Below are 18786 nucleotides of genomic sequence, written 5' to 3' on the forward strand. Positions count from 1 at the left end.
CTATCAGGCGGCGATCATGTCGATCATAGGCCGGCCGCGCGGGATCGGGGCGCCGACGCATGCACGTCGGGCCGAAACGCACGCGTGACGGGGCGGGGGCGCGGCGATCGCGCGACGCATGCCGGCCCGGAAATCGGGGCGGCGGCGGAGTAAGTGTTTACGCGCGATGAGCGGGCAGGGCCGGTGCAGGCGTCGGCCGCGGCCGGGTGGCGACTCGCCGGCTGCGCGCGGCCCATTCGGTGGGGCCGCGCGGATCGTGGGCCGGCAAAACGGCCGCCCGGTCAACTCGCGAGCTTGCGGCGATGGCGCCAGAGGCTCGCGATGGCCGCGATCAGGATCGCGGCGAAGCCGATCAGCGCCCACCCGGGCAGCAGGATGCCGAAGATCGGCGGGTAGACGGTCTCGCACAGCCCGGCGACCTTGAACATGCCGGGGAACCACTGCGCGGGCGGCAGGCTGTCGACGATCGGCTGCAGCGTGTCGAAGCCGCAACTGAAGCCCGGATTCATCTGGATCGACAGGTGCCGCGCGGCCGTGCCGACACCGCCGGCCGCGGCGAGCGCGATCAGCAGTTCGAGCGCCCAGACGCCGCGCCAGCTGCGGATTCCCGTGGCCAGGAACGCGAAGATCCCGATCGCGCAGAAGAAGTAGCGCTGGATGATGCACAGCGGGCACGGGTCTTCGTTCTTCGCGTACTGCAGGTACAGCGCGCCGGCCAGCAGGGCGATGCACACCCATCCGAGCAGCATCAGCAGGCGGCGTTCGCGGCGTAGCGCAAGCGTGTAGTCGTTCATGTCGGCGGGGTTCCTCGTCGGTCGGTCCGGAAAACAATCGGGCGATTTTAGCGCGAATGATCTGGCACGAAACTGACGGCGCGCGTGCGGCAGCCTGCCGCACCGCGCGCGGACCGCCTGATCGGTCTGCCCTCGGCCGGCGAGTTCAGCGGATCGTGTTCAGCACGGCCTCGACCGACTGGCCGATCGCAAGCAGCGCGTCGTCGCGATGCGGCGCCGCCGCGAGCATCAGGCCGACCGGCGCCGCGTCGCGCGGATGGCACGGCAGCGACAGCCCGCACGCATCGAGGAAGTTGAACGCGCTCGGGTTGCGCAGGATCAGCGCGTTGGTGCGCGTGAACGCGTCGTCGTCCGTTTCGAGTTCGGCGATGCGCGGCGGCACGACCGGCACCGTCGGCGCGACGAGCGCATCGAAGCGCGACCAGACCGTGTGCGCGGCTTCGTCGAGCATCGCGGCGCGGGCGGCGAGCAGGTCGAGATAGTCGGCCGCCGTCGCGGGCTCGCCCTTCATGATCCGCGTCAGCACGCGCGGGTCGTACTGGTTCCGATGCGTGGCGAGCAGCGGGCGATGCCATGCGTACGCTTCGATCGGCGAGAAGCCGAAACGGTTGATCTCCGGCAGCCGGTCGAGCGCGGGGAAGCGCACTTCGGTGACGATCGCGCCGGCGGCTTCGAGATGCTTGAGCGCGGTGTCGAGCGCGGCCGCGACGTCGGCATCGACGCCGTCCGTCACGTAGTTCGTCAGCACGCCGAGCCGCACGCCTTCGAGCGGCCGGGCGGCCGGCACGTGCGGCTCGAGCCCCGCGAGCATCCGGTCGACGAGCGCGCAGCACGCGACCGTCAGGCCGATCGGGCCGAACGAGTCGAGGGTCGTCGACAGCGGCACGCCGCCTTGCGTCGGGATTCGGCTCGCGGTCGGCTTGAAGCCCGTCAGCCCGCACAGCGCGGCCGGAATGCGGATCGAGCCGCCGGTGTCGGTGCCGAGCGCGACCGCAGCCATCCCGTCGGCGACCGATGCGGCCGCACCCGACGACGAGCCGCCCGAAATCCGCGCATCGCCCGGCACGTCGCGGTGGTACGGCGAGCGCGGGTTGCCGAAGTGCGGATTCAGGCCGAGCCCCGAGAACGCGAACTCGCTCATGTTGGTGCGGCCGACCAGCACCGCACCCGCGCGCTTGAGCCGGGCGACCGCGACCGCATCGGTGCGCGCGGCCGGCGCGTCGTCGAGTACGCGCGAACCGGCGCGCGTGACCTGGCCCGCGACGTCGAACAGATCCTTGACCGACACGGGAATGCCCGCGAGCGGCGACGGCACGGTGCCCGCGGCGCGCAGCCGGTCGTGTGCGTCGGCGGCCGCGCGTGCGTTGTCCGCATCGACTTCGGTGAAGACGACGGCGCCTTGGCCCGACGGATCGGCGATCCGGTCGAGCGCGGTGTCGACGAGCGCGCGGCTCGTGGTCCGGCAGGCGGCGAGGTCGGCGGCGAGCTGGGCGAGCGGGGGGAACGGCGTGAAAGTGGTCATGGCGGCTCAGGGGCGAAGATGTTGAAGAAGCGTGGAGCGAAACGAATCGATATGGCGTTCGACGGCTGCGCGCGCGCCCGCGGCGTCGCGTGCGGACAGCCGATCGAACAGCGCGCGGTGCTCGTGCTGGACGTCGGCGAGATGGTGCGGTTCGGACAGCGTGACGAACCAGAAGCGCAACGAACGCTCGTGCAACGCGCGCAGGATGTCGGCGAGCACCGCGTTGCGCGCGGCCGCGGCGATCGTCTGATGAAACGCGCGGTCGAGCTCCATCATGCCCTCGACGTCGTGCGTATCGACGCAGGCCTGCCCGTCGTCGAGCAGCGCGGCCAGGCGCGCGAGATCGTCGGGCGTCGCATGGCGCGCGGCCAGTTCGGCGCAGTGCGCTTCGTTGATGCGCCGCACGTCGATCACCGCGACGATGTCGTCGAGCGACAGCGGTTGCACCATCAAGCCCTTGCGCGGCATCACGGACAGCAACCCTTCGAGCACGAGCCGATGCACGGCCTGATGCACCGGCGTGCGGCCGATCCCCGTACGTGCGACGAGGTCGGCTTCGTTGAGCGCGGCGCCCGGCTTCAGGCGCATCGTGATGATGTCGCGCTGGATCAGTGCGTACGCGCGGTCGGCGAGGCTGGCCGGAGACGCGGTGGAGCGATCGCGGGTGACGTCGGTCAGCGTACTCATGCGGGCGGCGCGGCCGGGGCCGGAAGGGGCGCGATCATGGTGCGGATGCTCGGGAAGCGTGGGCGATCTCTGGATATTATTGTGATATATCAGTGGCGTCCAGTATGGTCGATGCGAGGCCGGCTCGCGACTCGGGCCGCTCCCCCGCGCGACTTGCCACCGACTTGCAACAATATCGACAGGATGTTGCAGGTTTGCCGCGCGATCGTGCACTGAAGCATAATGAATCCTCGTCTATCCCTACGCGCGAGCGACGCATCAGACCATCGTCATGAGCGAAAACACGCCTTCCCCGGCCGGTCTGCCCGGCACCTCTTCCGCTTCTTCCGATTCCCCCCGTCCCGATCCGGCGAAAACGCCCGATGCGCCGGCTACGCAGGCCGCCGCGGAGAATGTCGCCGACGACGGCGCATCGCCCGTCACGGCCGCATCCGAGCCGGGTGCGCCCGGTGCGGCGGGCGCCGTCGGTGACGGCGCTGCCGCGGCCGCGCCGCCGAAGCCAGGCGTGCCGCCGCCCGGATTCGGCGCGCCGCCCGATTTCGACACGCCTCGGCCGCCGCCCGCGAACGCGCAGAATGCGCCGCCGGCCTATCTGAAACAGAGCGACACGCCGTGGTCGGTGTTCGGCCGGATCGTCGCGGCGCGCGCGCGGCGGCTGTTCGACCGCGCCGGCCAGCGGATCACGCAGCGCACGCTGCGCATCGGCGTGTCGGCGCGGATCTTCCATCCGGAGCCCGGCGCGAAGGGGCTGCGCGGCAAGACGCTGCAGTATCTCGAGGAATCGATCGCCCACTGGGTGATGTCGCGCGACGTGCTCGTGTTCATGATTCCGACCGTCGGCCATCAAGGCATGATCCATCCGAGCAACATTCGCCTGCGCGACTACGCGAAGCATCTCGACGGCCTGCTGCTGCAAGGCGGCGCCGACGTGTCGCCGCAGACCTACGCGGCGTCGGATGCGCGCCCCGAATGGCCGGGCGATCGCGTGCGCGACATGTACGAGCTCGAGCTGCTGCACGAATTCGTCGAGTCCGGCAAACCCGTGCTCGGCGTGTGTCGCGGCTGCCAGTTGATCAACGTCGCGTTCGGCGGCTCGCTGTACCAGGACATCGCCACCGACGTGCCGACCGCGAACGCGCACGTGAGCGAGCATTACGACCAGCATCGTCACGCGATCCGCTTCCCCGACTCGTCGACGCTCGCGAGCATGTTCCCGGGGCGCAGCGAAGCGATCGTCAATTCGATACACCACCAGGCGATCCGCGATCTCGGCCGCGATCTGAACATCGAGGCCGTGTCGGCCGGCGACGGGATCATCGAAGGCATTCGCCACCGGCGGTCGCCGTTCGTGGTCGGTGTGCAGTGGCATCCGGAGTTCCATCGCGCGGGCGGCTCGGAACTGCTCGACTGCACGCCGCTGCTCGACGCGTTCCTGCGCGCGGCGCGCGAAACGCGTCTGTAGCACGCCGTATTTTTCGCGTCGCACGAAGGCCGGCCGCATCCCGATTAATTCGAGATGCGGCCGTTTCGTTTTGAACGATAATCGCGAGTTCCGATTCGCTCGCCGGAGTCTGACGTTGGTTTTCCGAAACTTTTCCCCTGCACGATGCGCAACGTGGATCGTTGCACTGGCTGCCTGCACGCAAGCGGGCGCGGCCTGGTCCGCCGATGCGACCGTACCTGCCGCCGGCACGCGTCCGGCGGTCACGAGCCTGAGCGGCGGCGCGTCGCCGGCGGCATCGGCCGCGGCCGCGACGGACGCCGCCGCGCAAGGCAACGTCGCCGAGCTGACGCAGATGTTGCACGACGGCCGGATCGTCGAGATGCGCACGACCTACAACGGCAGCTACGGCGCGAGCCTGATGTTCGATCCGCGCGAGATGACGTACTACGTCGCGCTGTTCCAGGACAAGAACCTGTGGCGCGTGATCCGTTCGCAGGAAAAGAATCGCGCGGAGATGGTGTACGCGAACTTCGTCCAGCAGACGGCGCAGCTCGCCGATATCGAGATCCGCCGGACCGAGCTGCAGGCGCAGAAGGCATTTCTCGAACGCGTGATCGCGCTGCAGGCGAATCGGGCGCAGCAGTTGCAGGCCGACTTGAGCGTCGCGCGCAGCCAGCAGGCCGAAGTCACGCAGCGGCAGAAGTCGGCGCAGGAGCAGGCCCAGGCGCTGCAGGTCGAGAAGCGGGCTGCGCAGTTGCAGTTGCGCGATCTGCAGGAGCAGGTGCGGCAACTCGAGAAGCAGACCGAGACGGGGCTGCCCGCGCACAAGTAACGATTCGTCGAACGGACGCAGCGAGACGAGCGCAAACCCGGCGAAGCGATCTTCGCCGGGTTTTTTATTTGCGCGTGCGTCAGTGCGGGACCGCTTCCGGCACGTCGGTCACGCGGCGGTGCGACAGTTGCGACATCCAGTCGAAACCGGCCGCGGGCGGGGGCGCCGGGCGCGCCGGCTGCGCGGCGCGCAGCGCGTTCGTCATGGCAATCAACGTGGCCGGATCGTCGAGCGAGGCGCGGGTATCGCGGGTGTCTGCCATGCGCGGCGGCGGAGCGAGCCGATCGCGTGTGCCGGCGTGGATCGCGCCGCGCTGGATCGGCGGATGGGCGGCGAGCCGCGGCACGACCGGTGTGCGGGGCGGTGCCTTCGTCGTGCGTTGGCTGGTTGCTCGACGTGGCGAGGCAGGGGGGGCGTGCCGTACGTCGGCCGTCGCTCGCGGGTGGCGCGGCGCCGGGCGAAGCGCGACGCGATGCGTGGCTGGCGGCGATCCAACCGTGTTCGCGACAGGTGTCGCCACGTTGCGCTGCGGCATGACGTGCGTCGACGTAGCAGGTTGTGCCGCGCCGCCGGACGCTTGAAGCGCGTACGCAGGACCGCGACCCACAGGCGGAGCGTACGCGCCGATCAGCCAGCCGATGATGCCGAGCGCGCCGATACTCCAGCAGACGGCGTACATCGCGCGCCGGTCGCGAGGGCGGCGCGCAGGATCCGGCACGCGACGGGCGGCCGCCGCGGCCGGCGTGACAGCCACCCCGACCGAAGCCGGCAGCGATGCCGCCGCGGGCAGTGGTTGCCATTGGCACGTGCGGTGTGGCCGGTCGACATCGATGCAGGACGTCGTCAGTGTCGCGAGGCAGTTCCTGCCGGGCCGTGCGCCGGGCGCACCGGGGAATCGCCATTCGCGGCCGAACGGCGGGATGTGATCGAGCGGAGTGGCGCGTGGGCGGGCGAGCGCGCCTTCGACCGGGACGAGGGGCGATGGGGTCATGAAGGGGGGCCGCCGTGCGACACGGGTGACCGTGCCGGAGCGGCGAGGAAATGTCGTCGCAAATCGTGACATTGTGGTCAGCAGGCGAACGCAGGTCGATCAGATTGATCTGATTCTTGTGCCCATTGCGGGGCGACGTGTACGAGGCGGATACCGCGACGGCCATGACAGGGCGCCACAAGGCAAATATCGGCCTGGCGTGGCATGATTCGCGAATCATGCCGGTGGCGCGCCGTTACGCGCCGTGCCGCCGGCGGGCAGCGATGCCCGCGCGCGCCGGCCCGACCCGGCGCGTCGCGCATCGTCGGATTCATGCGGCGCGGTATTCGCGCCATCCGAGCTGAGCGAGAAAACATGTCCACCGCGTCCCCTGCCATCGCGCAGGAATCGAAAGTCCGCACCGTCTTCCGGGTCGTCAGCGGCAACTTCCTGGAAATGTACGACTTCATGGTCTACGGGTATTACGCGTCGGCCATCGCGAAAACGTACTTTCCGAGCGGCAACGCCTTCGCGTCGCTGATGCTGTCGCTGTCGGTATTCGGCGCGGGCTTCCTGATGCGGCCGGTCGGTGCGATCGTGCTCGGCGCGTATATCGACCATCACGGCCGCCGCAAGGGGCTGATCCTGACGCTCGGGCTGATGGCGATCGGCACGCTCACGGTGGCCGCGATACCGGGCTATGCGACGATCGGTGTGCTCGCGCCGGTGCTCGTGCTGCTCGGCCGGTTGTTGCAAGGCTTCTCGGCGGGCGTCGAACTCGGCGGCGTGTCGGTCTATCTGTCGGAGATCGCGACGAAGGGCCACAAGGGGTTCTATACGTCGTGGCAGTCGGGCAGCCAGCAGGTGGCCGTCGTGTTCGCCGCGTTCGTCGGCGTCGTGCTGAACCGCGCGCTGCCGGTCGAGGAAATGACCGCGTGGGGCTGGCGCATTCCATTCCTCATCGGCTGCCTGATCGTGCCGTTCCTGTTCCTGATCCGCCGTTCGCTGAAGGAGACCGACGAATTTCTCGCGAAGCGCCATCGCCCGACGATGGGCGAGATCATGCGCTCGATGCTCGACAACTGGGGTGTCGTGGTGGCCGGCATGGGGATGGTGATCATGACGACGGTGTCGTTCTACATGATTACCGCCTACACGCCGACCTTCGGCAAGGAAGTGCTGCACCTGTCGTCGCTCGACGCGCTTGTCGTGACCGTCTGTGTCGGGATCTCGAACCTCGTGTGGCTGCCGCTGTCCGGTGCGCTGTCCGATCGCATCGGCCGCCGCCCGGTGCTGATCGCGTTCACCGTGCTGACGCTGCTGTCGGCTTACCCGGCCGTGCTGTGGCTCGTCGGCGATCCGTCGTTCCTGCGGCTGCTCGCGGTCGAGCTGTGGCTGTCGTTCCTGTACGCGTCGTACAACGGGGCGATGGTCGTCGCGCTGACCGAAGTGATGCCGGTCGACGTGCGTACGGCCGGCTTCTCGCTCGCATACAGCCTGGCAACGACGATCGGCGGCTTCACGCCGGCGATCTCGACGCTGCTGATCCACCAGACGGGCAACAAGGCGGCGCCGGGGCTGTGGTTGAGTGTGGCCGCGATCTGCGGCTTGATCGCGACGTTCGTGCTCTACCGCACCGCCGACGCGCGCAACCAGTACAAGTCGGCCTGACGGCGGCCGGTATGTCGCGCGGCGTCGGCCGCGCATCGCATCGAAGAAGGGAGCGCAATGCGCTCCCTTCTTCGTTTGCGGTCATGCCTCGCGCAGCATGTCGGCCACCGCGGCCGCCACGTCGGGCCATGCGCCCGGTGCAGGCTGGCGGGCGATCCTGGCCTGCGCATACCACGGGCAGTCGCCGCCGGTGAACCAGCGCCAGTCGGGTGAGAACGGCAGCATGACCCACAGCGGCTTGCCGAGTGCGCCCGCGAGGTGCGCGACAGCCGTGTCGATCGTGACGACGCCGTCGAGCCGTTCGATCAGCGCGGCCGTATCGGCAAAGTCGTTCAGCCGGCCGTCGAGACGATGCACGCGCGGATGCGCGTCGACGCGCGCCCGTTCGTCGTCGTCCAGCGCGGGCTGTAGCACGATCCAGTCGATGTCCGGCAGCGCGAGCAGCGGCGCGAGCGCGTCGAACGGCATCGAGCGGTTTTCCTGCGCCTGCCGGCGCCCCGACCACGCCAGGCCGAACTTGCGCTTCGACTGCCCGCCGAGCGAGCCGCGAAAGCGCCGCCCGGCGCCGTCGGGCGCATCGAGGTAGCGCGAGCCGACGATGTCTTCCGGCTGAAGCCCGAGCAGGAACGGCAGGCTCATCAGCGTGCAGGCGACGTCCGCGGCAGGCAGCTTCGCGGCGCCTTGCGCGACGAGCGTCACGCGCCAGCGCGACGCGGCCGGCGTCAGCAGTGCGACGAGTTCCGGCTGGACTTCGAGCACGACGCGCGCGCAGCGGGCGCGGGCCAGCGGCACGAAGCGGACGAACTGCAGCGTGTCGCCGAACCCCTGTTCCGCGCGGATCAGCAGCGTACGCGACGCAATCGGCTCGCCCTGCCAGCGCGGCAGCGCGCCGAGCGGCGTCGCGCCGGGCGTCTCGTGGCGCGCTTCGTAGGCGGGCAGGCCGCGCGCGAAGTCGCGCAGCGTCAGCAACGTGACCGCGCGATGCAGCCGCGCGAGCGTGAGATCGGGCGCGACGCGCAGTGCCTGGTCGAATGCGCGCAGCGCCATTTCGTGCGCGCCGAGCGCGTGATGCGCGTTGCCGAGATTCAGCCATGCGAGCCCGAACGACGGATCGAGCCCGACGGCGCGTTCGTAGTAGGGCAGCGCGTCGCGGTGGCGCGCCTGCGCGCAGAGTGCGTTCGCGAGCCCGAACAGCGCGAGCGGAAACGGCGGGTGCAGCGCGAGCGCGGCTTCGAATGCCGAGGCCGCCTCGGCATGCCGGCCGACCGCATCGAACGTGTTGCCGAGATTGAAATGCGCGGCGACGAACCGCGGCTGTGCGGCGATCGCGGCCTGGAAGTGCGCGATCGCATCGTCGGCGCGGCCCATCGCGCTCAGTGCCATCCCGAGGTTGTTGTGCGCGCCCGCATGCCCGGGCCGGAGCTCGAGCGCGCGACCGAACGCGGCGAGCGCGTCGTCGTGGCGGCCGAGCGCGTTCAGCGCGTTGCCGAGATTGTTGTGGATCGATGCGTCGTCGGGCGTGAGCCGCAGCGCGCGGCCGAAGGCGTCGATCGCATCGTCGTGACGCTGCACCGCCGCATAGGCGTTGCCGAGGTTGTAGTGCGCGAGCGGAAATTCGGGCGCGAGCGTCAGCGCGTTGCGAAAGCGGTCGATCGCTTCGTCGAGCCGGCCGAGCGCTTTCAGCGCGTTGCCGAGATTGAGCTGCAGCGCGGCATCGTTCGGACGCAATGCGACGGCGCGGCCGACGAGATCGGCTGCCTCGGCGTGCTGGCCCTGCTGATGCCGCAGCACGCCGAACAGGTGCAGCGCGTCGGCGTCGGCGGGGTTGGAGGCGAGCGCGTTGCGATAGCCGTGCTCGGCCTCGGCGAGGCGACCCGCGCGGTGTGCGGCGTATGCCCGGTCGAATACGGAATCCATGACGCGAAAACGAGCGGAAAGCGCGTATTTTCCCACACCGCGCGGCGGGGTCGCGGATCGGCCGGTTGGCATATGGCCCCGTGACGCGGAGCGGCGTAGACTTGCAGAGTCGCGTGTCATCGAGGGTCTCATGGCTGACACACTGTCCGATATCCCGCCCGTGCTGATCGTCGGCGCGGGGCCGACCGGCCTTGCCGCGGCGATGAGCCTCGCGCGGGCCCGCGTGCCGGTGCGCATCATCGATCGTCTCGTCGCGCCGGCGCCGTTTTCGCGTGCGATCGGCATCCAGGCGCGCACGCTCGAACTGCTGGAGCAGCATCGTGCGGTCGAACCGTTTCTCGCGCTCGGCCATCGCGCGCATGCGGCCGAGCTGCATGCCGACGGCCGCGTGATCGCACGGCTCGATTTCGATCCGCTGCGAACGCGCTATCCGTATCTGATGTTTCTCGACCAGAGCATCACCGAGCGGCTGCTCGCCGAACATCTGGCCGGAATGGGCGTGACCGTCGAACGCGGTACGGCGCTGACCGCATGCGACGCGGGCGGCACGTCGCTCGACGTGACGCTGCGCTGCGCCGACGGCCGCGACGAGTCGTTCACCCCGTCATACCTGATTGCCGCCGACGGCGCGCACAGCACGGTCAGGCATCTCCTCGGCCTCGGCTTTGCCGGGCATGCGTTCGAACAGACTTTCCTGCTGGCCGATTTCGCGGCGATACCCGACTGGCCGGACGAGGAGATCCACCTGTTCACGACGCCCTCCGGAATCGCTGGCCTGTTTCCGATGGGAGGCGGCCGTTACCGGCTCGTCGCGGACCGGCCGCCCGGCAGCGACGCGTCGCCCGACGCGCCGGCTCCGTCGCTCGCGGAATGCGATGCGATCATTCGTGCGCGCGTCGGCGCATCGATCTCGCCAAGCGATCTCGCGTGGTCGTCCTATTTCCACCTGCACAGCCGGATGGTCGGTCGACTGCGTCATGGCCGCGTGTTCTTCGCGGGCGACGCCGCGCACGTCCACAGCCCGGCCGGCGCGCAGGGCATGAACACCGGCATCCAGGAGGCGTTCAACCTCGGCTGGAAGCTCGCGCGCGTCCTCGGCGCGGGCGCGCCCGAGCGGTTGCTCGACACCTATCACGCGGAGCGCCATCCGATCGAGCGCGACGTGTTGCGGCAGACCGGTTTCGTCACGCAGGTCGTCGAAGCCGAGCGCGGTGCGATGAAGCTGCTGCGCGATCATGTCGTGCCGCTGCTGGCGTCGTTCGGGCCGCTGCGCGACGCGCTCCGGCGCACGGTGAGCGAGCTCGGCGTGCAGTACCGGAAGAGCCCGCTCACGCTCGAGCGCGTGCTCGACGGCGGCCCGCGCGCGGGCGAGCGCGCGCCCGATGCGCTCGTGCACGTGCTCGACGGGCCGCTCGGTCGGGCGCCCGGCGCGGCGCGGCTATACGATCTTCACGATCCGGCGAGTTTCACGCTGTTGCTGCTGGAAGAGCCGGTGGATACCGACGCCGGCGAGGTGCCGCCGATCCCGGCCGATGCGCAGGTGCTCGTGCAGGGGCTCGAACGGATCATGCCGGAAGCGGTGCGCGTGTGGCGCGTCGCCGATGCCGAGGGCGACGGGGCGGCAGGGCTCGCGCAGGAATACGGCCGCTCGCGGCCGTCGTTCTATCTGCTGCGGCCCGACGGCTATGTCGCCGCGCGGGGGCGCACGGCGACCGACGCCAACGCGTTGCTGCGCCACTGCGAAAGCTGGTTCGCGGGCCTGTCGGTGTCCGCGTAGCCGCGCGCTCAGGCGGGCGCTGCGGCAGGCACGAGCGACGCGCGATGCGCGGCGATCGCATCGCGCACGATCGGCATCGCGCGTTGCCCGGCTTCGCTCGACGGATCGTCGAGCGCGGCGAGAAACGCGCGTCGCATCCGCGGTTCCCAGAAGCGCCGGATATGCTCGGCGATTCCGGCCAGCGCTTCGTCGCGATCGGGCATCGATTCGAAGAATGCGCCGATCTGGTTGGCCATGTCGATCAGGTGGTCGTTGTCCATTGCGGCCTCACTTGCCTGTCGTCACGGCGGCTGGCGCGGCGGCGCGGCGCTCGAGCAGGTCGAGCTGCTCCGAGTTGAAGCGCGCATACGCGCGCTGCCAGTCGGACGGCTGCGCAACCGGCATCACCTGCACGGCCGTCACCTTGTATTCGGGGCAGTTCGTCGCCCAGTCGGAGCTGTCCGTCGTGATCACGTTCGCGCCCGATTCGGGAAAGTGGAACGTGGTGTACACGACGCCCGGCTGCATGCGCTCCGTCACGAGCGCGCGCAGCACCGTCTGCCCCGCGCGCGATTCGATGCCGACCCAGTCGCCGGAGCGGATCCCGCGATCCTGTGCGTCGTGCGGATGGATCTCGAGGCGATCCTCCTCGTGCCACCGGACGTTTTCGGTCCGGCGCGTCTGCGCGCCGACGTTGTATTGCGACAGGATGCGGCCCGTCGTCAGGATCAGCGGATAGCGTTGCGTGACCTTCTCCGGCGTCGGAATGAACTTCGTGATCACGAACCGCCCCTTGCCGCGCACGAACGTGTCGATGTGCATGGTCGGCGTGCCTTCGGGCGCCTGTTCGTTGCACGGCCACTGGATGCTGCCGAGCGCGTCGAGCTTGTCGTACGACACGCCCGAGAAGGTCGGCGTGAGCCGCGCGATCTCGTCCATGATTTCCGACGGATGCGTGTAATGCATGTCGTAGCCGAGTGCCTGCGACAGCAGCAGCGTGACTTCCCAGTCCGCGTAGCCCGCGAGCGGCGGCATCACCTTGCGCACGCGCGAGATCCGGCGCTCCGCGTTCGTGAACGTGCCGTCCTTCTCGAGGAACGTCGAGCCCGGCAGCAGCACGTGCGCATATTTCGCGGTTTCGTTCAGGAAGATGTCCTGCACGACGATGCATTCCATCGCCGACAGCGCGGCCGCGACATGCTGCGTGTTCGGGTCCGACTGGACGATGTCCTCGCCCTGGCAGTAAAGCCCCTTGAAGCTGCCGTCGAGCGCAGCGTCGAACATGTTCGGGATGCGCAGTCCGGGCTCCGGCTGCAGCGTGGCCGACCACGCCTGCTCGAACTGCGCGCGCACGACTTCGTCGCCGATGTGGCGGTAGCCGGGCAGTTCGTGCGGGAACGAGCCCATGTCGCACGAACCCTGCACGTTGTTCTGGCCGCGCAGCGGATTGACGCCGACGCCTTCGCGGCCGACGTTGCCGGTCGCCATCGCGAGGTTCGCGATGCCCATCACCGTCGTCGAGCCCTGAGCATGTTCGGTGACGCCCAGCCCGTAATAGATCGCGGCGTTGCCGCCCGTCGCGTACAGGCGCGCGGCCTCGCGGACCAGTTCGGCCGGCACGCCCGTCACGTCCGCTGTCGCCTCGGGCGAATTGTCGGCCTGCGCGACGAAGTCGCGCCATTGCTCGAACGCGCGCGTCTCGCAGCGCTCGGCGACGAAGGCGTCGGCCACCAGCCCTTCAGTGACGATCACGTGCGCCAGTGCATTGACGATCGCGACGTTGGTGCCCGGACGCAGCTGCAGATGGTGCGTGGCCTTCACATGCGGGCCGTCGACGACCTCGATGCGGCGCGGGTCGATCACGATCAGCTTCGCGCCTTCGCGAACGCGCCGCTTCAGCCGCGAGCCGAACACCGGGTGGCCCTCGGTCGGGTTCGCACCCATCACGACGATCACGTCGGCCTGGCCGACCGATGCGAACGTCTGCGTGCCGGCCGATTCGCCGAGCGTCGTCTTGAGGCCATAGCCGGTCGGCGAGTGGCACACGCGTGCGCAGGTATCGACGTTGTTGTTGCCGAACGCGGCGCGCACGAGCTTCTGTACGAGATAGGTTTCCTCGTTCGTGCAGCGCGACGACGTGATGCCGCCGATCGAATCGCGGCCGTACTTCTGCTGCAGCTTGCGGAATTGCGTCGCCGCGTAGGCGAGGGCTTCGTCCCAGCTCACTTCGCGCCATGGGTCGGTGATCTTCTCGCGGATCATCGGCTTCGTGATGCGGTCCTTGTGCGTCGCATAGCCCCACGCGAAGCGCCCCTTCACGCATGCGTGGCCTTCGTTCGCGAGACCGTTCTTGTGCGGCGTCATGCGCACGACCTGCGTGCCCTTCATCTCGGCCTTGAACGAGCAGCCGACGCCGCAGTAAGCGCAGGTCGTGACGACCGAGTGCTCGGCCTGCCCGAGCTGCACGACGGATTTTTCCTGCAGCGTGGCCGTCGGGCATGCGGCGACGCAGGCGCCGCACGACACGCACTCCGACGCCATGAACGATTCGCTTTCGCCCGCGGCGACGCGCGATTCGAAGCCGCGCGCGGTGATCGTCAGCGCGAACGTGCCCTGCGTTTCCTCGCAGGCGCGCACGCAGCGGTTACAGACGATGCATTTCGACGGGTCGTAGGTGAAGTACGGGTTCGATTCGTCCTTGGTGTCCTTCAGGTGATTCGCGCCGTCGAAACCGTAGCGCACTTCGCGCAGGCCGACCACGCCCGCCATGTCCTGCAGCTCGCAGTCGCCGTTGGCCGGGCAGGTGAGGCAGTCGAGCGGGTGGTCGGAGATGTACAGCTCCATCACGTTGCGGCGCAGCGACTGCAGCCGGTCCGACTGCGTGCGCACCTTCATGCCGGCTTCGGCCGGCGTCGTGCACGACGCCGGATAGCCGCGCCGGCCCTCGATCTCGACGAGGCACAGCCGGCACGAGCCGAACGGTTCGAGCGAATCGGTCGCGCAGAGCTTCGGGACGTTGACGCCGGCTTCGATCGCCGCGCGCATCACCGACGTGCCGGCCGGCACCGTGACCGGCTGGCCGTCGATTTCGAGCGTGACGTCGGTATCGGCATACCGTTGCGGCGTGCCGTAGTCGGTATCGTCGAACGGATCGCGGGCGCGCGCCTGTGCGGCGCTCTTGCACGCGCATTGGCCCGAGCCGCAGCCGCCTTGGCGGACGTTGTTCGTGTCGAGGGACATGCAGGGCTCCTTCTGGGTCAGGCCGCAGCCTTGACCGGGCCCGACGCGGCATCCTTGCCCGCGGCGAGTCCGAAATCTTCGGGGAAGTGATCGAGCGCGGACAGCACCGGGTACGGCGTCATCCCGCCCATCGCGCACAGCGAACCGGCGAGCATCGTGTCGCACAGGTCGCGCAACAGCGTGACCTGCCGCTCCGACGTATCGCCGTGGCGAATGCGCGCGATCGTCTCGACGCCGCGCGTCGAACCGATCCGGCACGGCGTGCATTTGCCGCACGATTCGATCGCGCAGAACTTCATCGCGTATTCGGCCAGCTCGGCGAGATTCGACGTGTCGTCGTGCAGCACGATGCCGCCGTGGCCGACGACCGCGCCGATCGCCGTGTACGCCTCGTAGTCGAGCGGCACGTCCCACTGGTGGTCGGGCAGGTAGGTGCCGAGCGGGCCGCCGACCTGCGCGGCGCGTGCAGGCCGGCCGCTGGCCGTGCCGCCGCCGAAGTCGAACAGCAGTTCGCGCAGCGTGACGCCGAACGCGAGCTCGACGAGGCCGCCGTGACGGATGTTGCCTGCCAGCTGGAACGGCAGCGTGCCGCGCGAGCGGCCCATCCCGTAGTCGCGATAGAACGCGGCGCCGCGCGCGAAGATAACGGGCGCCGTCGCGAGCGTGATCACGTTGTTGATCACGGTCGGCTGGCCGAACAGGCCGGCGAGCGCGGGCAGCGGCGGTTTCGCGCGTACGACGCCGCGCTTGCCCTCGAGCGATTCGAGCAGCGCCGTTTCCTCGCCGCAGACGTACGAGCCCGCGCCTTTCGCGACGTGCAGCTCGAACGCATGCGGGGAGCCGAGCACGTGTTCGCCGAGCCAGCCGGCTTCACGCGCGCGGACGATCGCGGCTTCGAGCACGGCGATCGCGTGCGGGTATTCGCTGCGTACGTAGATGTAGCCGACCGTCGCGCCGGTGGCGATACCGGCGATGATCATCCCTTCGATCAGGCAGTACGGATCGCATTCCATCAGCAGGCGGTCGGAGAACGTGCCCGAATCGCCTTCGTCCGCGTTGCAGACGATGTATTTCTGCGCGGCGCGTGCTTGCCGCACGGTACGCCACTTGATGCCGGCCGGGAATGCCGCGCCGCCGCGGCCGCGCAGCCCCGACTCGATCAGCGTTTCGCATGCGGCGTCGCCGTCGAGCGCCAGTGCGTTCTTCAGGCCGGCGAGGCCGTCGTGTTGCAGGTAGTCGTCGATCGACAACGGATCGGTCAGGCCGATGCGCGCGAACGTGAGCCGCTGCTGGCGCGCCAGATAGGGCAGCGCGTCGACGAGGCCGACGCCGCTCGGATGCGTGCCGCCTTCGAGCCAGTTGGCGTCGAACAGGGCCGGCACGTCGGCGGCCGACAGGTTGGCATAGCCGACGCGGCCCGCGGCCGTCCCGACCTCGACGAGCGGCTCCAGCCACAGCAGCCCGCGCGAACCGTTGCGGACCACCTCGATCGCGACGCCGCGCCGTTCGGCCTCGGCCATGATCGCGGCGGCGAGCGCGTCGGCGCCGAGTGCCAGCGCGGACGAATCGCGCGGTACGTAGATGCGGGTCGTCATGCGGCCTCCGGCGTGTGGGCGACCGCGTCGGCCAGCAGCGCGTCGAACTTCTCCGGCGTGACCTTTGCGTGGAGCACCCCGTTGACCGTCATCGACGGCGATTGCGCGCACAGCCCGAGGCAGTAAACCGATTCGAGCGCGACGTCGTCCGGCGTGTGGGCTGCGGCGGCATCGCCGTGCGCGGCGTCGAACCGGCAGCCCGTGCGGGCTTCCGCGTGGGCGGCGAGCGTTTCGCAGCCCATGCTGCGGCACGCTTCGGCGCGGCACATCTGGATCGTCACGCGGGCGGGCGGCGCGGTGCGGAAATGATGGTAGTAGGTCAGGACGCCGTGCACTTCCGCGCGCGACAGATTCAGCGCTTTGGCGAGCGGCGCGACGCAGCCCTGCGGCACGTAGCCCGCGTCGTCCTGGATCGCGTGCAGGATCGCGACGAGCGACCGGCCGGCGCGCGCATGGCGCTCGACGAGCGCATCGGGCGCAGGGGAATTCGGGGACATCGGTTATGCTCCTCCAAAGTCTCATATGCGCTCGAAATTCATATAGTGCGCACGCGGGACTTCGTTCTGATTGATTTTGACCAACGATAAGCGGAAGATTTCGCGGTCGCAATAGGAAATCGGAGTGCATAATTGATTCGAATCGAATGCGACGCGTATCTGACCGTACGCGACACGGAAGGCCGTTCGGCCAGCCTCTCCGACGTCGCTCCGCTGCTGGAGCTCGTGGCCGATACGGGCAGCATCGCGCAGGCCGCGCAAGCCAAGGGGCTGTCGTACCGGCACGCGTGGGGCATGCTGCGCGCGCTGGAGTCGTGCATCGGCGGGGAATTGATCGAAACCGCGCGCGGCAAGGGGTCGACGTTGTCGGCGCTCGGGCAGGCGGTCGTCGATGCGCAGCGTCTGGCGCGCAGCCGCCTCGACGGGAACCTGCGCACGCTGGCGGCCGAGGTGGCCAGTGAACTGAACCGGCGGCTCGCGCAGCGCGACGGCGCCGTGCGCATCCATGCGTCGCACGGTTACGCGGTCGCGACGCTCGTTTCCGCGCTCGTCGATGCGCAGGCGGCCGTCGACATCAAGTATCGCGAGAGCGTCGAGGCCGTGCAGGCGCTCGCGCGCGGCGAATGCGACCTCGCCGGCTTCCATTTGCCGCGCGGCGCGTTTCGCGCGCAGTGCGCGCAAATCTACCGGCCGTGGCTCGACGACACGCGCCACGTGCTGATCCACCTGACGCGCCGCCAGCAAGGGCTGTTCGTCCCGCGCGGCAACCCGAAGCAGGTACGCGGGCTGGCGGATCTGGCACGCAACGACATCCGCTTCGTCAACCGCCAACCGGGATCGGGCACGCGCATGTTGCTGGATCTCGCGTTGCGCGCGATCGGCATCGATCCGGAGCGTATCGACGGCTATGCGTCGGCCGAACTCACGCATTCGGCGATCGCGGCGTTCGTCGCGAGCGGAATGGCCGATCTCGGTTTCGGCGTCGAGCCGGCTGCCCATCATTTCGGGCTCGACTTCATCTCGGTCGTCGACGAGGACTATTACTTCGCATGCGAACGCGCTCGGCTCGATGTGCGGCCGCTCGCCGATGTGCTGGCACTCCTGCGTGACGCACGCTTCGTCGAGCGCGTCGCGCATCTCGACGGCTACGATCCGGCCGCGTGCGGCGCGCTGGAGCGCATCGCGACCGGGCTGGCCGGCAGCGACGACGCGAGCGGCCCGGACGGCAATTCCCGGTAACGAAGATGCGATCGCGCCGCGCTGCAGCAGTGGGGGAATTGCGCTACGCTTGCCGCTTGATCAACGTTCCAACAAGCACGCCGTTCAGGCGTCATCCCGCCATGAAATTTTCCGTTCCCCTTGCCGCGGCAGCGTTGACCGCGGGGCTGCTGGCCGTCGCTTCGCCGTTTGCGTTCGCGCAGAATTCCCCGGGGGTGCCCGGCGGCATCCTGAGCGAACAGTTCCGCCTGAACGAACATCCGCAGATGCCGTTCGCGGCATCGACGCCGTCGGAGAAATACCAGAGTGGCAAGAAGTCGGCATTGCGTCGCAAGGGTGATCTGGGCGATCCGAACGGCTGCAACCTGAAGTGCCCGCTGGATACCCGGTAACGGGCCGGCGGCATGTCTGCGCCCGGGTGGGGCGCTTGCCTTTTGTGCGGCGGTTTGAGCAACTGACGGACTGCAGCAGACGTTCCGTCTGATTCCGCACCTCTATTCGAGCCCCGCGAAGCCTCCCGCTTCGCGGGGCTCGTGCTTTTCGGCGGCTCTTCACGCAAGACGGGACGGGCGAAGCGGCCGTTCGCCCGCATTCCCGTCCCGACAGAAATCTAGGGTTAACCCGTAAATCAGGAAGGATGTCT

15 protein-coding genes are annotated in these 18786 nt (G+C 69.1%); 6 read left to right on the forward strand and 9 right to left on the reverse strand.

Annotation, left to right across the window (positions count from 1 at the left end; translation table 11 throughout):
• Positions 1-281 precede the first annotated feature (281 nt).
• The 3 genes from CFB46_RS08910 to CFB46_RS08920 all read right to left on the reverse strand — a co-directional run bounded on the left by CFB46_RS08910 (position 282) and on the right by CFB46_RS08920 (position 3003).
• On the reverse strand, positions 282-794 hold the full coding sequence (locus tag CFB46_RS08910) for a disulfide bond formation protein B (RefSeq protein WP_027783842.1): 513 nt from the start codon (positions 792-794) through the stop codon (positions 282-284).
• 145 nt (positions 795-939) lie between these two features.
• The gene (locus tag CFB46_RS08915; protein ID WP_089499779.1) at positions 940-2316 is read right to left on the reverse strand and encodes an amidase; all 1377 of its coding nucleotides are present in this window, start codon (positions 2314-2316) and stop codon (positions 940-942) included.
• A 6-nt stretch (positions 2317-2322) separates the two neighbouring features.
• Positions 2323-3003, reverse strand: a complete 681-nt coding sequence (locus CFB46_RS08920; RefSeq protein ID WP_089499780.1) for a GntR family transcriptional regulator — start codon at positions 3001-3003, stop codon at positions 2323-2325.
• 271 nt (positions 3004-3274) lie between these two features.
• Here CFB46_RS08920 and CFB46_RS08930 point away from each other — a divergent pair, with 271 nt between their 5' ends.
• Entirely contained in the window at positions 3275-4465 is a 1191-nt protein-coding gene (locus tag CFB46_RS08930; protein WP_089499781.1) for a gamma-glutamyl-gamma-aminobutyrate hydrolase family protein, read from the forward strand.
• Between the two features lie 115 nt (positions 4466-4580).
• On the forward strand, positions 4581-5279 hold the full coding sequence (locus CFB46_RS08935; protein WP_089499782.1) for a DUF2968 domain-containing protein: 699 nt from the start codon (positions 4581-4583) through the stop codon (positions 5277-5279).
• 79 nt (positions 5280-5358) lie between these two features.
• Here the strand turns inward: CFB46_RS08935 and CFB46_RS08940 are convergent, their stop codons facing one another.
• Positions 5359-6270, reverse strand: coding sequence for a hypothetical protein (locus CFB46_RS08940; RefSeq protein WP_179235053.1), 912 nt, complete (start codon positions 6268-6270; stop codon positions 5359-5361).
• A 354-nt stretch (positions 6271-6624) separates the two neighbouring features.
• On the opposite strand from CFB46_RS08940, the gene CFB46_RS08950 reads away from it, so the two are divergent.
• Positions 6625-7920 carry an MFS transporter gene (locus CFB46_RS08950; RefSeq protein ID WP_089499785.1) on the forward strand — a complete coding sequence of 432 codons (1296 nt, stop codon included), beginning with the start codon at positions 6625-6627 and terminating at the stop codon, positions 7918-7920.
• An 81-nt stretch (positions 7921-8001) separates the two neighbouring features.
• On the opposite strand, the gene CFB46_RS08955 is transcribed toward CFB46_RS08950, so the two are convergent.
• The gene (locus CFB46_RS08955) at positions 8002-9837 is read right to left on the reverse strand and encodes a tetratricopeptide repeat protein (RefSeq protein ID WP_415748915.1); all 1836 of its coding nucleotides are present in this window, start codon (positions 9835-9837) and stop codon (positions 8002-8004) included.
• Between the two features lie 130 nt (positions 9838-9967).
• On the opposite strand from CFB46_RS08955, the gene CFB46_RS08960 reads away from it, so the two are divergent.
• The gene (locus CFB46_RS08960) at positions 9968-11614 is read left to right on the forward strand and encodes an FAD-dependent monooxygenase (protein WP_089499787.1); all 1647 of its coding nucleotides are present in this window, start codon (positions 9968-9970) and stop codon (positions 11612-11614) included.
• 8 nt (positions 11615-11622) lie between these two features.
• On the opposite strand, the gene CFB46_RS08965 is transcribed toward CFB46_RS08960, so the two are convergent.
• Genes CFB46_RS08965 through CFB46_RS08980 form a run of 4 tightly spaced genes read right to left on the reverse strand, consistent with a single transcriptional unit; the run spans position 11623 to position 16925 of the window.
• Positions 11623-11874, reverse strand: coding sequence for a formate dehydrogenase subunit delta (locus CFB46_RS08965; RefSeq protein ID WP_089499788.1), 252 nt, complete (start codon positions 11872-11874; stop codon positions 11623-11625).
• 7 nt (positions 11875-11881) lie between these two features.
• Entirely contained in the window at positions 11882-14833 is a 2952-nt protein-coding gene (gene fdhF, locus CFB46_RS08970; protein WP_089499789.1) for a formate dehydrogenase subunit alpha, read from the reverse strand.
• Between the two features lie 17 nt (positions 14834-14850).
• A complete protein-coding gene (locus CFB46_RS08975) occupies positions 14851-16428 on the reverse strand; it encodes a formate dehydrogenase beta subunit (protein WP_089499790.1) in 1578 nt (525 codons plus the stop codon).
• Positions 16425-16925: an NAD(P)H-dependent oxidoreductase subunit E gene (locus CFB46_RS08980; protein ID WP_089499791.1), complete on the reverse strand. Its 501-nt coding sequence runs from the start codon at positions 16923-16925 to the stop codon at positions 16425-16427. The genes CFB46_RS08975 and CFB46_RS08980 overlap by 4 nt, the downstream gene beginning before the upstream one ends.
• 132 nt (positions 16926-17057) lie before the next feature.
• Here CFB46_RS08980 and CFB46_RS08985 point away from each other — a divergent pair, with 132 nt between their 5' ends.
• On the forward strand, positions 17058-18164 hold the full coding sequence (locus tag CFB46_RS08985) for a substrate-binding domain-containing protein (RefSeq protein WP_089499792.1): 1107 nt from the start codon (positions 17058-17060) through the stop codon (positions 18162-18164).
• A 101-nt stretch (positions 18165-18265) separates the two neighbouring features.
• The gene (locus CFB46_RS08990; protein WP_027783856.1) at positions 18266-18535 is read left to right on the forward strand and encodes a hypothetical protein; all 270 of its coding nucleotides are present in this window, start codon (positions 18266-18268) and stop codon (positions 18533-18535) included.
• Positions 18536-18786: the final 251 nt, after the last annotated feature.

The sequence above is a fragment of the Burkholderia sp. HI2761 genome, assembly GCF_002223355.1.
Classification (GTDB): domain Bacteria; phylum Pseudomonadota; class Gammaproteobacteria; order Burkholderiales; family Burkholderiaceae; genus Burkholderia.

What these genes read in the sequence shown, in the direction of transcription:
- CFB46_RS08950 (WP_089499785.1), top strand. Translation starts at nt 6,625, where the DNA reads ATGTCCACCGCGTCCCCTGCCATCGCGCAGGAATCGAAAGTCCGCACC.
- fdhF (WP_089499789.1), bottom strand. Translation starts at nt 14,833, where the DNA reads ATGTCCCTCGACACGAACAACGTCCGCCAAGGCGGCTGCGGCTCGGGC.
- CFB46_RS08930 (WP_089499781.1), top strand. Translation starts at nt 3,275, where the DNA reads ATGAGCGAAAACACGCCTTCCCCGGCCGGTCTGCCCGGCACCTCTTCC.
- CFB46_RS08975 (WP_089499790.1), bottom strand. Translation starts at nt 16,428, where the DNA reads ATGACGACCCGCATCTACGTACCGCGCGATTCGTCCGCGCTGGCACTC.
- CFB46_RS08940 (WP_179235053.1), bottom strand. Translation starts at nt 6,270, where the DNA reads ATGACCCCATCGCCCCTCGTCCCGGTCGAAGGCGCGCTCGCCCGCCCA.
- CFB46_RS08960 (WP_089499787.1), top strand. Translation starts at nt 9,968, where the DNA reads ATGGCTGACACACTGTCCGATATCCCGCCCGTGCTGATCGTCGGCGCG.
- CFB46_RS08915 (WP_089499779.1), bottom strand. Translation starts at nt 2,316, where the DNA reads ATGACCACTTTCACGCCGTTCCCCCCGCTCGCCCAGCTCGCCGCCGAC.
- CFB46_RS08955 (WP_415748915.1), bottom strand. Translation starts at nt 9,837, where the DNA reads ATGGATTCCGTATTCGACCGGGCATACGCCGCACACCGCGCGGGTCGC.
- CFB46_RS08965 (WP_089499788.1), bottom strand. Translation starts at nt 11,874, where the DNA reads ATGGACAACGACCACCTGATCGACATGGCCAACCAGATCGGCGCATTC.
- CFB46_RS08990 (WP_027783856.1), top strand. Translation starts at nt 18,266, where the DNA reads ATGAAATTTTCCGTTCCCCTTGCCGCGGCAGCGTTGACCGCGGGGCTG.
- CFB46_RS08980 (WP_089499791.1), bottom strand. Translation starts at nt 16,925, where the DNA reads ATGTCCCCGAATTCCCCTGCGCCCGATGCGCTCGTCGAGCGCCATGCG.
- CFB46_RS08920 (WP_089499780.1), bottom strand. Translation starts at nt 3,003, where the DNA reads ATGAGTACGCTGACCGACGTCACCCGCGATCGCTCCACCGCGTCTCCG.
- CFB46_RS08910 (WP_027783842.1), bottom strand. Translation starts at nt 794, where the DNA reads ATGAACGACTACACGCTTGCGCTACGCCGCGAACGCCGCCTGCTGATG.